The organism is Acidovorax sp. (genome assembly GCF_034519795.1).
Lineage (GTDB): Bacteria > Pseudomonadota > Gammaproteobacteria > Burkholderiales > Burkholderiaceae_C > Acidovorax.
The window spans coordinates 474,700-489,636 of sequence record NZ_JAXHOB010000014.1; the positions used below are offsets into that span (position 1 = coordinate 474,700).

Here is a 14,937-nt window from a genome sequence, read left to right on the forward strand (position 1 = left end):
GGCGGCCCCTTGGAGGGGCTGCCTTTTACAGGTTGGGCGCCAACAACCGCGCCAGCACCGCCTCGTCCATGCCCCGCCGCTGGGCCATGTCGTGCAGCTGGTCCTCGCCGATCTTGCCGACGCTGAAGTACGTGCTCTCGGGGTGGCCCAGGTAGAAGCCGCTCACGCTGGCGGCCGGCATCATGGCCAGGCTCTCGGTCAGGGTCATGCCCACCTCCTCGCACTGCAACACGCGGAACAACTCGCTCTTGGCGCTGTGGTCGGGGCAGGCAGGGTAGCCGGGCGCGGGGCGGATGCCGGCGTATTTCTCGCCGATCATCTCCTCGTTGGTGAGCTGCTCGCCTGCGGCATAGCCCCACAGGTCGGTGCGCACGCGCTGGTGCAGGCACTCGGCAAAGGCCTCGGCCAGGCGGTCGGCCAGGCTCTTGAACATGATCGCGGAATAGTCGTCGAGCGCGTCGATGAAGGCTTTTTCCTTCTTCTCGATACCCAGGCCCGCCGTCACGGCGAACATGCCGGCGTAGTCGGCGATGCCGCTCGATTTGGGCGCGACGAAGTCGGCCAGGCAGCGGCTGGGGCGCGTCACGCCGTCGATGACGTGCTTTTCGGTCTGCTGGCGCATGCCGTACCAGGTCATGGCGACCTCGGTGCGGGTTTCGTCGGTGTAGAACTCGATGTCGTCGTCGTTCACGCTGTTGGCCGGGTACAGACCCATCACGCCGCTGGCGGTGAGCCAGCGGCCCTCGATGATCTTTTTCAGCATGGCCTGCGCATCGGCGAACACGCGCGTGGCCTCCACGCCCACCACCTCGTCGGTCAGGATGGCGGGGTAGGGGCCGGCCAGGTCCCAGGTCTGGAAGAACGGGCCCCAGTCGATGTAGCGCGCCAGTTCGGCCAGGTCGAAGTTCTTGAACACGCGCCGGCCCAGTGCGCGCGGCACGGTGGGCTGGTATGCGGCCCAGTCCACCGGCGTCTTGTTGGCGCGGACCTTGGCCAGCGACCACAGCGGGGTCTGCTTCTTGTTGGCGTGCTGGGTGCGCACCTTGTCGTAGTCGGCGTTGAGCTCCTGCACGTAGTGGTCCACACCATCGCCCAGCAGGCTCTGCGCCACGCTCACGCTGCGCGAGGCGTCGGGCACGTAGACCACGGGGCCTTCGTAGTGCGGCGCGATCTTCACGGCAGTGTGCACGCGGCTGGTGGTGGCACCGCCGATGAGCAGCGGGATCTTCTTGATGCGGAAGTGCTCGTCCTTCTGCATCTCGCCGGCCACGTACTGCATTTCTTCCAGGCTCGGGGTGATCAGGCCCGACAGGCCGACGATGTCGGCGCCCTCGACCTTGGCGCGCGCCAGGATCTCGTGGCAGGGCACCATCACGCCCATGTTCACCACCTCGAAGTTGTTGCACTGGAGCACGACGGTGACGATGTTCTTGCCGATGTCATGCACATCGCCCTTGACGGTGGCGATGATGATCTTGCCCTTGCTGCGCACGTCGCGCCCGGCCAGTTCGTCCTGGCGCTTTTCTTCCTCGATGTAGGGAATCAGGTGGGCCACGGCGGATTTCATCACGCGCGCGCTCTTGACCACCTGGGGCAGGAACATCTTGCCGGCGCCGAACAGGTCTCCCACGACGTTCATGCCGTCCATCAGCGGGCCTTCGATCACGTGCAGCGGGCGCCCGCCCTTGGCGAGAATGGCCTGGTAGGCCTCCTCCGTGTCTTCGACGATGAAGTCGGTGATGCCATGCACCAGCGCGTGCGACAAGCGTTCGCCCACGGTGCGCGGGGCCTCGGGCGTGCCGCGCCATTCAAGGCGCTTGCTTTCGTCCTTGGCACCGCTCCTGGCGGTTTCGGCCACCTCGACCAGGCGCTCGCCGGCATCGGGGCGGCGGTTGAGCACCACGTCCTCGACGCGTTCGCGCAGCGTGGGCTCCAGGTCGTCGTACACGCCGACCATGCCGGCATTGACGATGCCCATGTCCATACCGGCCTGGATGGCGTGGTACAGGAACACGGTGTGGATGGCCTCGCGCACCGGGTCGTTGCCGCGGAAGCTGAAGCTCACGTTGGAGACACCGCCCGAGACCTTGGCGCCGGGCAGGTTCTGCTTGATCCAGCGCACGGCCTCGATGAAGTCGACCGCGTAGTTGTTGTGCTCCTCGATGCCGGTGGCCACCGCGAAGATGTTGGGGTCGAAGATGATGTCCTCAGGCGGAAAGCCCACCTCGTCCACCAGCACGCGGTAGGCGCGCTCGCAGATCTCGATCTTGCGCTCGAAGGTGTCGGCCTGGCCCTTCTCGTCGAAGGCCATGACCACGGCGGCCGCGCCATAGCGCTTGACCAGGCGCGCCTCGTGCTTGAACTTGTCGATGCCCTCCTTCATGGAGATGGAGTTGACGATGCCCTTGCCCTGGATGCAGCGCAGGCCGGCCTCGATCACTTCCCACTTGGAGCTGTCGACCATGATGGGCACGCGCGCAATGTCGGGCTCGGAGGCGATGAGCTGCAGAAAGCGCACCATGGCCGCCTTGCTGTCGAGCATGGCCTCGTCCATGTTGATGTCGATGACCTGGGCGCCGTTCTCCACCTGCTGGCGGGCCACGGCCAGGGCCTCCTCGTACTGCCCGTTCAGGATCATGCGGGCGAAGGCCTTGGAGCCGGTGACGTTGGTGCGCTCGCCGATGTTGACGAACAGGGTGCCCTCGCCAATGGAGACGGGCTCCAGGCCGGACAGCTTCAGGGGGGGCATGGGAAGGGCGGACATCAGACTCACCTGCGCAATCGGTTCAGTAACGTAGGTGAGCGTCGTTGCGGGGTGGTCGGCCCCGAGCCTGACGAACAGCCGGCATCTGGGTGCTTGGGCGGTCCGCTGCAACGCTCCTCGGGGGAGGCATGATTTTACCTGCTCAACGCACAGGGAGGAATTGCAGGAAAGTGCCCCCGACAATCCCCTGCACATAGCTGATGGCCGCGCGCCGGTACTTTTCGGTCACCACCACCGCCACCAGGTCCAGGCGGGCGATGAGCTTGCCGAATTCGCGCTCGAAGCTCAGGTTGCGCCCCTGGGGGCCGATCTCGTCGGCCCACAGCAGCGGCTGGCCCGCGGCATTGCGCCGCTGGGACAGCAGCCATACGGCCGATTCGACATTGCGCGCGGCGTTGTACAGGTGCTGGGCGTCGAGCGCGTCGAGCAGAAAGAACTCGGTCTTGCCACCATGCGCGGTGACCAGCATGTCGGCCGTGGCGACGATGAAGGCAGCCACCCGGTCGCCCGCGAACTCGGGCGCCAGCGCAAAGGCCAGGGCCGCGATGTCGCGCCGGCCCTGCAGCGGCGCCCAGGGCTGGCGCTGCGCGATGGCGGCGTGCACCTGCTCCATGGCCTGCTCGCGGCTGGCCACGCCGGCCTTGCGCCACTCGGCCGGATTGCGGCGGTAGAGCTTGTCCATCAGCAGGGTCAGGCTGGCCAGGTTGTCGCGCATGGCCAGGGTGGCCATGCGGTTCACGTCGGACTGGGCCAGTTCGCCCGTGGTCGCCGGTGCGCCCTTCACCTCGCCGCGCGGGGTGGGCGCCGGGGCGGCACAGCCAGCCAGCAGGGCCAGGGCGGTCAGGGCCACGCAGGCCAGAGGGAGGAAGGGAGGGAGAAGGGATGCAGGCGCCACCATGTGGGCCGCATTATGACCATGGGTGTCCCGGCCTACGCAACCGCCAGCGAACGCGCGGCGACATCGCGCACGATGTCCTGCGTGATCTGCAGGAAACGGTCGACATCTGCGGGCGAGTGGCAGTGCAGCGGCGAGACCCGCACGGCGCCTAGCAGCCCGAACGATTCGAGCATGCGCCGCGAGTAGATGCTGGCCGCGCTGCGCTCGTACACCGTGACGCCGCGCATGCCGTACTCGTGCACGGCCTCGGTGCAGTCGATTCCCGAAAGGCCGATCGCGATGATCAAATCGCGCCGCGCCAGGTCGCCATGGTCCAGGTAGACCTGCACGCCCTCCATGGCGCGCAGCCCGGGCACCTCGGCACTGCCGTCGAGCAGGCGCGCCAGCAGTGCGCGCTCGTGCAGCAGGATGCGCTCCATGCCCGCGGCAAAGCGCTCGCGGCGGCCACTGGCGCCGGGCGCGGCAACACCCGAGGCATCGCCCAGCCAGCACACGTAGTCCATGATTTCGGTAAGCACTGCGAACTGCCAGGGCGCAGCGCTGCCCAGGTCCCAGAAATCGGGCGCCTTGCCGGCCAGCTTGTGGTGGGGCAATGCGGCCGCGCGGTCCGACAGCCAGGCCAGGCCCGAGCCGCGGCAACCAAAGAACTTGTAGGGCGCGATGTTGATGCCGTCCACCGGCGTGGCCTGCAGGTCGATGAGGCCGTGGGGCGCATGCTGCACGGCATCCACGATGATGTACAGGTCGGGCTTCACGGCGCGGGCGCGCTCCACGATCTGCACCAGGTCGAGCTTGGCGCCCGAGATGTTGGACGCATAGATCACGTTGAGCAGGCAGGTGCCCTCGTCCACCAGGCGCACGATGGCATCCACATCGACACCGCCGGTGGCCGGGTTGCTCGGGGCCACGCGCAGCTCCCGCCCCGTCTGGCGCGCGTAGCGCTCCATGGCATCGAAGGACGAGGGGTGCTCGAGCACCGTGGTGACCATGTTGGTGCCCGGCACGTTCTCGGCCACGGCGCGCACCATGTCGAACATGGCGCCCGATGCGGTCAGGGCTGCATAGACGCTGCCTCCCTGCGCGTTGAGCAATGCGCGCAGATCGCCCGCACCGGTGGCCTGCACGCCCTGCAGCTCGCGCGCCACCTCGTGGATGCGCTCGGTGTTGTCGGGCACGGCATCGACCTGGCCCATGCGCTCCACGGCGGCCTGCAGGCGCAGCGAGCCGCCCGCATTGTCGAAATACAGGCGCTCGCGCCCATGGTGGTCATGCTCCACCTGCAGGAAGCGCTGGCGCACCGCGCGCATCAGGTCCTCAGGGAACAGCAGGCCTTCGGGATACCGGGTCAGAGAGGATGCAGCCATCACACCCCCTTGTTGCTGGGGTTGCGGTAGGCCTCGCGCACCGCATCGGTCATGGGGAAGTTGATGTTGATGTTGCTCGGCGGGATGGGCTGGGTGAACCAGCGCGCATACAGCCGCTCCATCTCGCCGGACTTCATGAGCTGCGTTACGGTCTGGTCCACCAGCGCCTGAAAGGGCGCATCGTTCTTGCGCAGCATGATGCCGTAGGGCTCCTGGCGCAGCACCACGTCCTTGAGGATCACGTAGTCGCCGGGGTTGGGGGACACGGCGATCAGCCCTGCGAGCTGCACGTCGTCGAGCACGTAGGCCACGGCCCGGTCGCTGGCCAGCAGCAGGAAGGCGTCGGCAGTGTCCTTGCCCGAAATCTCCTGCACCTCCAGGTTCTCGGTGCGGCGGAAGCTGCGCAGCAACTGGATCGAGGTGCTGCCGGCCACGGTCGCCACGCTCTTGCCCGCCAGGTCCGCCAGCGAGGTGATGCCCGACTTCTTCTTGACCGCCACGGTGATGTTGGTGACGAAGTGGCTGGGCGCAAATGCGACCTGCTGCTGGCGCACCACCGAGTTGGTGGTGGTGGCGCAGTCCAGGTCCACGGTGCCGTTCTGTATCAGCGGAATGCGGTTCAGCGAATTGAGCAGGGTGTATTGCACGCGCAGCGCAGGCAGGCCGAGTTTGGCTTTGACGGCGTCGACGATCTTCAGGCAGATGTCGTTGGAAAAGCCGACGGGGTCGCCGCTGCCCATGGGCTTGTACGAGAAAGGGACGGAGCTGTCGCGGTTGCCAATGTGGATGGTGCCGCTCTCCTTGATCTTGCGCAGGGTGTCGACCTCCTGCGCCATGGCAGCCGATACCAGCATGGTGGCGCCCAGTACAGCGAGAGCAGACGTCTTGAAGGGGTGCATGGCGGTCTTTCCAGAAAAGCAAGGGGACGGTCAGCGGGACCAGGATTCGCCACCGGCGCTCAGCAGTTCAATGCGTTCGGTGGCGGGCTGTAATGGATTTTGGAATCGCCCTCACTTTAAAAAAAGCGATTTTTTGTGCTCGAATTGCATGAATAAAAGTGATTTGAAAGCCGTGCACTCCCATGATGACCTTCAAGCAGCTCGAGGCCCTGTACTGGATTGCCCAACTGGGCGGCTTTGCCCAGGCGGCACACAAGCTGCACACCTCGCAGTCGGCCGTGTCCAAACGGGTGCATGAGCTGGAGCAGCTGTTCGACACCCCGCTGTTCGACCGCAGCCAGCGCACCGCGCGGCTCACCGAAAAGGGCGAAGAGATGTTCGTGCTGGCGCGCCAGCTGCTACGCCAGCGCGACGCGGCGGTGGAGCAGTTCAGCAAGCCCGGGGTGATCGAGCGGCGCCTGCGCATCGGCGTGACCGAACTCACGGCCATGACCTGGCTGCCCCGGCTGGTGGCCCTGGTGCAGCAGCACTACCCCAAGGTGACGCTGGAGCCCGACGTGGACGGCAGCCTGCCGCTGCGCGACAAGCTGCTGGCCGATGATCTGGACCTGATCATCGTGCCCGATGCGTTTGCCGATGCGCGCCTGCCCGCCAAGGCCGTTGGCCAGGTGGAGAGCGCCTGGATGTGCCAGCCCGGCCTGCTGCCCGCCGGCCCGGTGCGCCTGCACCAGTTGGCGCACCAGCGGCTGCTGGTGCAGGGGCAGTCGTCAGGCACCGGCCGGCGCTACGACGCATGGATGAAGGAACTGGGCGCCGAGCCCTCGGACGCCATCGTGGTGAGCAACCTGATCGCGCTGATCGGCCTGACCATCTCGGGGCTGGGTGTGAGCTACCTGCCGCGCCACTGCCTGGACCCGCTCATCGGCGCCGGCCTGCTGGCCGTGCTGGAGGTGGACCCACCCCTGCCGCCCGTGCCCTACGTGGCGCTGTACAAGGGCGAGCACCGCAGTGCGCTGGTGTCGTCCATCACCATGCTGGCCCAGTCCTGCTGCGACTTCACGCGCGCTTTCCAGGCGTTCCCGATGGTGGAGGGCACAGAGCGACGCTGAGCCAAGCCTATGCGTGCGGAATGCCCTCGATGGGGCATTCCGCCGTGCCCACTGTGCTGCGCGTGAGCGCTTCCACCGCCTGGCGCGTGCCTTCGGGGTCGGTCACCCAGCGCTGGTAGAAGCCGTAGGGGCAGGCGGCCACGCCTTTGTCCCCCTCGCCGGAGTTGATCATGCCGGTATAGCCGCGGTGCAGCAGCTTGAACAAATGGTTCTCGGACTGGCCGTTCTTGCGGAAGTCGCGGATCAGGCTGGTGGACAGGGCCGCATACTGCACGCCGTATTCCTCTTCGCCGCACTCGCCCAGCGTGCGGCCGTCGAAGCCGATCAGCGCCGAATGGCCGAAGTAGCTGTACACGCCGTCGAACCCCGCCGCATTGGCCACCGCCACGTAGGTGTTGTTGGCGAAGGCCATGGCCTTGCTGATGAGGATCTGCTGCTCCTTGGCCGGGTACATGTAGCCCTGGCAGCGCACGATGAGTTCGGCGCCCTTCATCGCGCAGTCGCGCCAGATCTCGGGGTAGTTGCCGTCGTCGCAGATGATGAGGCTGATCTTGAGGCCCTTGGGGCCCTCGCTCACATAGGTCTGGTCGCCCGGGTACCAGCCCTCGATGGGCGTCCAGGGCATGATCTTGCGGTACTTCTGCACGATCTCGCCCTGGTCGTTCATCAGGATCAGCGTGTTGTAGGGCATCTTGTGCGGATGCTCCTCGTGCCGCTCGCCGGTCAGCGAGAACACGCCCCAGACCTTGGCCTTGCGGCACGCCGCCGCGAAGATTTCCGTCTCGGGCCCCGGAATGGTGGTGGCGGTGTCCATCATCTCCTGGCGGTCGTACATGATGCCGTGGGTGCTGTACTCGGGGAAGATCACCAGGTCCATGCCCGGCAGGCCGGTCTTCATGCCGACCAGCATGTCGGCGATCTTGCGCGCGTTGTCCAGCACGTCGGCCTGGGTGTGCAGGCGCGGCATCTTGTAGTTGACCACCGCGACGCCGACGGTGTCCTTGCTGCTCGAAATATCGCCGTGGATCATGGCGTGTTCTCCTTGGATCGGTACTCGGTGGCCAGCGTCAATGGCTGATCATCCAGGGGCGTTTGGAGGGAAATGTCTTTGCGCCGTTGGGCGCGGTGACGGTGCTGCCGCGTTTGCTCCCGCCACCGCTGCAGCAGCCGCAGCCCGAGGGATGGCGCAGCCGGCCATAGCTGCCGGCATCGCCATCGCGCGAGGACGAGCGCGGGGCGTGCTGGGCACGCTCGTTGGTGTCGTGCGCGCGGCGCTGCTCGGGGCTCACGCAGGCCAGGTGCGGTGCGTGCGCGAACACACGCGCCGCGGCCGCTCCGCAGGCGGGGCAGGCGCAGGGCTCGTTGCGCAAGGCCACGCTGCGCAGCGCATCGAAGTTGCCGCAGTCGGCGCAAGCGTAGTCGTAGGTGGGCATGGGGGCCTGCCTTGCTACTTGTCTTGCGAGATCGGCATGTCGATGCTGCCGTCGAGCATCTTCACCGGGCCGGCGGCCGTGGGGTTGATGTCGAAGTCGAAGATTTCCGTGGGCAGCCACAGCGTGGCGCAGGCGTTGGGCACGTCGACCACGCCGCTGATGTGGCCCTGCACGGGGGCGGTGCCCAGGATGGAATAGGCCTGCGCGCCGCTGTAGCCGAACTTCTTGAGGTACTCGATGGCGTTCAGGCAGGCCTGGCGGTAGGCCACCGTGACGTCCAGGTAGTGCTGCTTGCCCGATTCGTCGACCGAGATGCCCTCGAAGATCAGGTAGTCCTTGTAGTTGGGCGTGACCGGGCTGGGCTTGAAGATCGGGTTCTTGATGCCGTACTTGGCCATGCCGCCCTTGATCAGGCTGACCTTCATGTGCACCCAGCCGGCCATCTCGATGGCGCCGCAGAAGGTGATTTCGCCATCGCCCTGGCTGAAGTGCAGGTCGCCCACCGACAGACCCGCGCCTTCCACGTAGACCGGGAAGTAGACCTTGGAGCCGCGCGAGAGGTCCTTGATGTCGCAGTTGCCGCCGTGCTCGCGCGGTGGCACGGTGCGCGCGCCCTCGGCGGCGGCCTTGGCCTTGGCCTCGCCCTGCAGCTTGCCCATGTGGGCGGTGATGCCGTTGGGCGGATTCGCCAGGCCGGGCACGCGGTCGGGGTCGGTGGCGATCAGCTCGGCCTCGCGGGCGTTCCAGGCGTCGAGCATCTTCTGGTCGGGCAGGCAGCCGATCAGGCCGGGGTGGATCAGCCCCGCGAAGTTCACGCCCGGGATGTGGCGGCTGTTGGTGAACATGCCGTGAAAGTCCCAGATGGATTTTTGCGCCAGCGGGTAGTGCTCGGTCAGGAAGCCGCCGCCGTTCTTCTTGGAGAAAAAGCCATTGAAGCCCCACAGGCTGTCGTCACGCGCGCCGATGTCGAGCAGGTCCACCACCAGCAGGTCGCCTGGCTCCGCGCCCTTGACGCCCACAGGCCCCGACAGGAAGTGCACGGTGGACAGGTCCACATCGCGCACGTCGTCGGCGCTGTCGTCGTTCTTGATGGCGCCGCCGGTCCAGTCGTAGGTCTCGAGCTTGAACTCCGCCCCGGGCTCCACCCACACGGCCATGGGGATGTCCGGATGCCAGCGGTTGTGCACCAGCGGGTTCTCGTACGGGGACTGCTTGAGGTCCACCTTGATCAGGGTATCGGCCATGGCGTGTTGCTCCTTGGATGGTTGTGGGAGGGAACGAAAAGAGACGGAAGTGAGGCTCAGACGGAAAGGTAGGCCTTGATGTGCTGCTGATCGGTGTCGGCACGCGCGGTCTCGTGCACCAGGCGACCGCCTTCAATGACGAACAGGCGGTCGGCCACGTCCATGGCGAACGAGAGCACCTGCTCGCTGACCACGATGGTGATCTGGCGCAGCTTGCGGATCTCGTTGAGGGCCTTGGCGATGTCCTTGATGATCGAAGGCTGGATGCCCTCGGTGGGCTCGTCGAGCAGCAGCACCTTGGGGTCGGTGACCAGCGCGCGCGCAATCGCCAGTTGCTGCTGCTGCCCGCCCGAGAGGTTGCCGCCCTTGCGCCGGCGCATGTCCCAGAGCACGGGGAACAGCGCGTAGATCTCGTCGGGGATCTCGCGCGTCTTCGAGTTTTCGAGGCCCGTCTGGATGTTTTCTTCCACCGTCAGTGTCGGAAAGATCATGCGGCCCTGCGGCACATAGGCGATGCCCTTGGCCACGCGGCGAAAGCTCTCGTCCTTCGTCACCTCCTGGCCGGCCACGCGGATGCTGCCGCTCTTGACCGGCATCACGCCCATGAGGCTCTTGAACAGCGTGGTCTTGCCCATGCCGTTGCGGCCCATGATGGCCACGGTCTCGTTGGCGCGGCCCGAGAACGAGATGCCGTGCAGCGCTTCGCTCTGGCCGTAGGCCACGAACAGGTCCTTGACTTCCAACATATGGGTGCTCCTGTGCGGGGTGGTTCGGTCAGTGGCCGAGGTAGACGTCGATCACCTTGGGATCGTTCTGGACCTTGTCCATCGAGCCCTCGGCCAGGATCTTTCCCTGGTGCATCACGGTGACCTTGTGCGCGATGCGCTTGACGAATTCCATGTCGTGCTCGATCACGATCACCGCGCGGTTCTTGCAGATGCGCTGCAGCAGCTCGGCGGTGAGCTCGCGCTCGCGCGCGCTCATGCCGGCAATCGGCTCATCCAGCATCAGCAGCTCGGGCTCCTGCATCAGCAGCATGCCGATCTCCAGCCACTGCTTTTGCCCGTGCGAGAGCAGGCCGGCCTCGGTGGCGAGCTTGTCGCCCAGGCCGATGTCATCGGCCACGGCCTGCACACGCTCCTTCACCGCCGGGGTGCAACGGAAGGCGAGTGCGCCAAACACCGAGCGGCCCGAGGGGTAGGAGACTTCCAGGTTCTGGAACACCGAGAGGTTCTCGTAGATCGAGGGGGTCTGGAACTTGCGGCCGATCCCCAGGCGCACGCGCTTGTGCTCGGCCATGCGCGTGAGCTCCTCGTTCTTGAACTTGATGCTGCCCCCGGTGGCGCGCGTCTTGCCGCAGATCAGGTCCAGGAGCGTGGTCTTGCCCGCGCCGTTGGGGCCGATGATCACGCGCAGTTCGTTCTTGTCGACGTACAGCGTGAGGGCGTCGATGGCCTTGAAGCCGTCGAACGAGACCGTGAGGTCTTCCACGGCCAGGGCGAAGTCGGTGTTGCTCATGAAGGGGGCTCCAGGTGCGGGGTGCGCTCAGGCGCTCTGGCTGCTGGTGCCTTCGGGCAGGCCCGGCGCACGCGCTGCCGGGGCGGCGGGTTCGGTGTCGGCGGGTGGGCGGCTGGCCGCTGCCGGGGCGCGCACCGAGGCCTGGCGCAGCGCCTCGCGCCGGCCCTTCCACCAGGGCACGATGTGGCTCTCCCACAGGCCGGCCAGTCCCATCGGGAAGGCCATGGTCACGCCGATGAACAGGGCCGCCATGAGGAACAGCCACAGGTCGGGAAAGCTCTCGGAGAAGTAGGTCTTGCCGGCGTTGACCAGCAAGGTTCCGTAGACCGCACCCACCAGGCTCATGCGCCCGCCCACGGCGGCGTAGATCACCATCTCGATGGAGGGCACGATGCCCACGAAACTCGGCGACATGAAGCCCACCTGCAGCGAGAACAGCGCACCGCCGATGCCCGACAGCGCGGCCGCCAGGCAGAAGGTGAAGACCTTGAAGTTGGCCACGTCGTAGCCCGAGAAGCGCACGCGGTCTTCCTTGTCGCGCATGGCCAGCAGCAGCGTGCCGAGCTTGCTGGTCTGGATGAAGCGGCACAGCACGATGGACAGCACCAAGAGCGCCACGCACACGTAGTACAGGATGTACTTGGCGCTGTCGGTGCGCGTGTCCCAGCCCCACAGGGTCTTGAGGTCGGTCATGCCGTTGACGCCACCGGTGTAGCCCTGCTGGCCGATGATGAGCACGGTGCAGATCAGCGCCACGGCCTGGGTGATGATGGCGAAGTACACGCCGCCCACGCGGCGCTTGAACATGGCGAAGCTCACGATCCAGGCCAACAATGTGGGCACCACGATCACGGCCGCCAGCGAGAACGGCAGGCTCTTGAACGGCACCCAGAACGTGGGCAGCTCGGTGATCTGGTTCCAGTCCATGAAGTCGGGGATGCCCGGTGTGGACTGGATCTTGGTGCTGATGGGGTCGGAGGCTTCGAGCTTGAGGAACATCGCCATGGCGTAGCCGCCCAGGCCGAAGAACACCCCCTGCCCCAGGCTGAGCACGCCGCCGTAGCCCCAGACCATCACCAGGCCGATGGCCACGAAGGCGTAGGTGAGGTACTTGCCCACGAGGTTCAGGCGAAAAATGTCGAGCGCCAGCGGCAGCACCACGGCCAGCAGCACGGTGAGCAGCACCAGGCTGGCGAGCTGGTAGCGCTGGATCCAGGCTTTGAGGGCATTCATGAAGTGACTCCGGTGAAACTCAGGGTGAAATCGACAAACGCTCAGCGGCGCACCTTGGAGGCGAACAGGCCCTGTGGCCGCACCATCAGGATCAGCACGATCAGCGACAGCGTGATCACCTTGGCCATGGAGCCGGCCAGGAAGAACTCGGTGATGGACTGGGTCTGCGCGATGCCGAAGGCCGAGACCACCGTGCCCAGCAGGCTGGCCGCACCGCCGAAGGTGACGACCAGGAAGGCGTCCACGATGTAGAGTGAGCCCGAGGTCGGCCCGGTGGAGCCGATGGTGGTGAAGGCCGCCCCCGCCACGCCGGCGATGCCGCAGCCGATGGCGAAGGTCAGGCGGTCGGTCTTTTGCGTGTCGATGCCCGTGGCGTTGGCCATCGTGCGATTGGCCACCGTGGCGCGGACCCTGAGGCCCCAGCGGCTTCGGTGCAGCGCCAGCAGCACGCCGCAGGTGACCACCGCCGTGAGGCCCAGCACGAACATGCCGTTGATGGGGATATCCAGGCCCTCGACGGGCGCCCAGGAGCCCAGCAGCCAGTCAGGCAGGGTGGGGCTGACTTCCTTGGGGCCGATGAAGGTGCGAAAGCACTGCTGCAGCGCCAGGCTGATGCCCCAGGTGGCCAGCAGGGTGTCGAGTGGGCGCTTGTACAGGTGGCGTATCAGCCCCCACTCCACCAGCCAGCCCGCAGCGAAGGCAAAGCCGAAGGCGGCCACGATGGCCACCGGAAAGTAGTAGGCCACGAGCTGCGGCGCATGCGTGGAGGCCAGCGTGGAACCCAGGTAGATGGTGTACGCGCCGATGGTCATGAACTCGCCATGCGCCATGTTGATCACGCCCATCTGCCCGAAGATGATGGCCAGCCCCAGGCCCATGAGCAGCAGCACGGCAAACAGGCTCAGGCCCGCAAAGCCCTGCATGAGGCCGATGTTGAGCATTTCTGAAAAGTTCATGGGTGCCAGACTCCATTCACGGCAAACAAGGGGGCGGCCATGCAGCGGCCCGGCCTGGTGGGCCGGACGCTGCAGCGGGGGGATTTACTGGTAACCCTTGGGGAACGGATCGGGCTTGATCAATTCCGGCGACTCGGCGACGACCTTGAAGCTCGCATCCGGCATGCCCATGGCAATGCGCGACTTGCTCCACAGGTGGTGGTTGGCGTCGAGCTTGACGTAGCCCTCGGGCGCGGTCTTGAGCTCGATGCCCGGCGATGCGGCCACCACCTTGTCCACGTCGAAGCTCTTGGCCTTCTCGACCGCGGCCTTCCACAGCCAGGGGCCGAGGTAGCCGGCCTGGGTCACGTCGCCGATCACGGCGTCCTTGCCGTACTTGCCCTTGAAGGCGGCGACGAACTTCTTGTTGTTCTCGTTGTCCAGCGACTGGAAGTACTTCATCGACGAGAAGAAGCCCGCGAAGTTCTCGCCGCCCACGCCGGTCATCTCGTCCTCGGTGACCGAGAGCGTGACCAAAAGCTGCTTGTCGCCTGTGATGCCGGCGGCCTTGAGCGCCTTGTAGAAGGCCACGTTGGAGCCGCCCACCACGGCGACGAACAGGCAGTCGGGCTTTTGCAGCTTGATCTTGTTCATCAGCGAGCCGAAGTTGGTGCTGCCCAGCGGGTAGTACTCCTCGCCGACGATCTTGCCCTTCTGGAAGTTCTCCACATGCTTGCGCGCGATCTTCATCGAGGTGCGCGGCCAGATGTAGTCCGAGCCGATCAGGAAGAAGGTCTTGGCCTTCTTCTCGGTCTTGGCCCACTCCAGGCTGTACAGGATCTGCTGCGTGGCTTCCTGGCCGGTGTAGATCACGTTCTTGGACTGCTCCAGGCCTTCGTAGAAGGTGGGGTAGTACAAGAGGCCGTTCTCCTTCTCGAACACCGGCAGCACGGCCTTGCGCGAGGCGCTGGTCCAGCAGCCGAACACGGCGGCGCAGTGGTCGTTGATGAGCAGTTTCTTGGATTTTTCGGCGAAGGTGGGCCAGTCGGAGGCGCCGTCTTCCTTGATGACCTTGATCTTGCGGCCGAGCACGCCGCCCATGGCGTTGATCTGGTCGATGGCGAGCTGCTCGGCCTGGATGGAGCCGGTCTCGGAGATGGCCATGGTACCGGTGGCCGAATGCAGCTGGCCCACGGTGACTTCGGTGTCCGTCACGGCCAGCTTGGTGGTGTTGACCTGGGCGGTGGGCTGGGCGAAGGACCAGGCCGGCAGGCCCGCCATCGACGCGGCGCCCATGGCCTGCAGCAGGCGGCGGCGGCCGCCGTCCGTGGAGGGAGGAAGGCCCAGGGCATTCGGATCGGTGAGGTGCTTCATGGTGAAAACGCTCCTTGCAACAGACGGGTTGGGGTGGTGTGCGGCGCTGGCCGGCTGGGTTGCCGTGGGTGCCGCGCTGGTGCCAAGATTAGGGACAACCCTGGTACGCGCCCATACGTCAATTAACGTAGCCCCTGCGTACGCACCTCGCGGCAAGCGTTGCTAG

General features: G+C 66.1%; 13 protein-coding genes and 1 riboswitch. Of the genes, 1 reads left to right on the plus strand and 12 read right to left on the minus strand.

Annotated elements, in window-relative coordinates; translation table 11 throughout:
• Positions 1–25: 25 nt before the first annotated feature.
• From metH to U5N23_RS19020, 4 genes are all read right to left on the minus strand, one after another.
• On the minus strand, positions 26–2,764 hold the full coding sequence (metH, locus tag U5N23_RS19005) for a methionine synthase (protein WP_322594296.1): 2,739 nt from the start codon (positions 2,762–2,764) through the stop codon (positions 26–28).
• A gap of 29 nt (positions 2,765–2,793) precedes the next feature.
• Positions 2,794–2,889, minus strand: a riboswitch (S-adenosyl-L-homocysteine riboswitch).
• A gap of 17 nt (positions 2,890–2,906) precedes the next feature.
• Entirely contained in the window at positions 2,907–3,662 is a 756-nt protein-coding gene (locus U5N23_RS19010) for a hypothetical protein (protein WP_322594297.1), read from the minus strand.
• A gap of 32 nt (positions 3,663–3,694) precedes the next feature.
• Positions 3,695–5,026: an aminotransferase class V-fold PLP-dependent enzyme gene (locus U5N23_RS19015; RefSeq protein WP_322594298.1), complete on the minus strand. Its 1,332-nt coding sequence runs from the start codon at positions 5,024–5,026 to the stop codon at positions 3,695–3,697.
• Positions 5,026–5,925 carry an amino acid ABC transporter substrate-binding protein gene (locus U5N23_RS19020; RefSeq protein WP_322594299.1) on the minus strand — a complete coding sequence of 300 codons (900 nt, stop codon included), beginning with the start codon at positions 5,923–5,925 and terminating at the stop codon, positions 5,026–5,028. Before U5N23_RS19020 ends, U5N23_RS19015 begins: the two co-directional genes overlap by 1 nt.
• 185 nt (positions 5,926–6,110) lie before the next feature.
• Between U5N23_RS19020 and U5N23_RS19025 the strand changes: the two genes are divergently transcribed.
• Entirely contained in the window at positions 6,111–7,034 is a 924-nt protein-coding gene (locus U5N23_RS19025; protein ID WP_322594522.1) for a LysR family transcriptional regulator, read from the plus strand.
• 7 nt (positions 7,035–7,041) lie between these two features.
• On the opposite strand, the gene U5N23_RS19030 is transcribed toward U5N23_RS19025, so the two are convergent.
• The 8 genes from U5N23_RS19030 to urtA form a co-directional block, all read right to left on the minus strand.
• On the minus strand, positions 7,042–8,064 hold the full coding sequence (locus tag U5N23_RS19030) for an aliphatic amidase (RefSeq protein WP_322594300.1): 1,023 nt from the start codon (positions 8,062–8,064) through the stop codon (positions 7,042–7,044).
• 37 nt (positions 8,065–8,101) lie between these two features.
• Positions 8,102–8,467: an FmdB family zinc ribbon protein gene (locus tag U5N23_RS19035; RefSeq protein WP_057200277.1), complete on the minus strand. Its 366-nt coding sequence runs from the start codon at positions 8,465–8,467 to the stop codon at positions 8,102–8,104.
• Between the two features lie 14 nt (positions 8,468–8,481).
• On the minus strand, positions 8,482–9,711 hold the full coding sequence (gene fmdA / locus U5N23_RS19040; protein ID WP_322594301.1) for a formamidase: 1,230 nt from the start codon (positions 9,709–9,711) through the stop codon (positions 8,482–8,484).
• A 56-nt stretch (positions 9,712–9,767) separates the two neighbouring features.
• On the minus strand, positions 9,768–10,457 hold the full coding sequence (urtE, locus tag U5N23_RS19045; RefSeq protein WP_322594302.1) for an urea ABC transporter ATP-binding subunit UrtE: 690 nt from the start codon (positions 10,455–10,457) through the stop codon (positions 9,768–9,770).
• A gap of 28 nt (positions 10,458–10,485) precedes the next feature.
• Entirely contained in the window at positions 10,486–11,229 is a 744-nt protein-coding gene (urtD, locus tag U5N23_RS19050) for an urea ABC transporter ATP-binding protein UrtD (RefSeq protein WP_057200280.1), read from the minus strand.
• Positions 11,230–11,256: 27 nt separating this feature from the next.
• Positions 11,257–12,462, minus strand: a complete 1,206-nt coding sequence (urtC, locus tag U5N23_RS19055) for an urea ABC transporter permease subunit UrtC (RefSeq protein WP_322594303.1) — start codon at positions 12,460–12,462, stop codon at positions 11,257–11,259.
• 41 nt (positions 12,463–12,503) lie between these two features.
• Complete coding sequence (gene urtB, locus U5N23_RS19060) at positions 12,504–13,418, minus strand: urea ABC transporter permease subunit UrtB (RefSeq protein ID WP_322594304.1); 915 nt, start codon at positions 13,416–13,418, stop codon at positions 12,504–12,506.
• A gap of 84 nt (positions 13,419–13,502) precedes the next feature.
• Complete coding sequence (urtA, locus tag U5N23_RS19065; RefSeq protein ID WP_322594305.1) at positions 13,503–14,771, minus strand: urea ABC transporter substrate-binding protein; 1,269 nt, start codon at positions 14,769–14,771, stop codon at positions 13,503–13,505.
• Positions 14,772–14,937 lie beyond the last annotated feature (166 nt).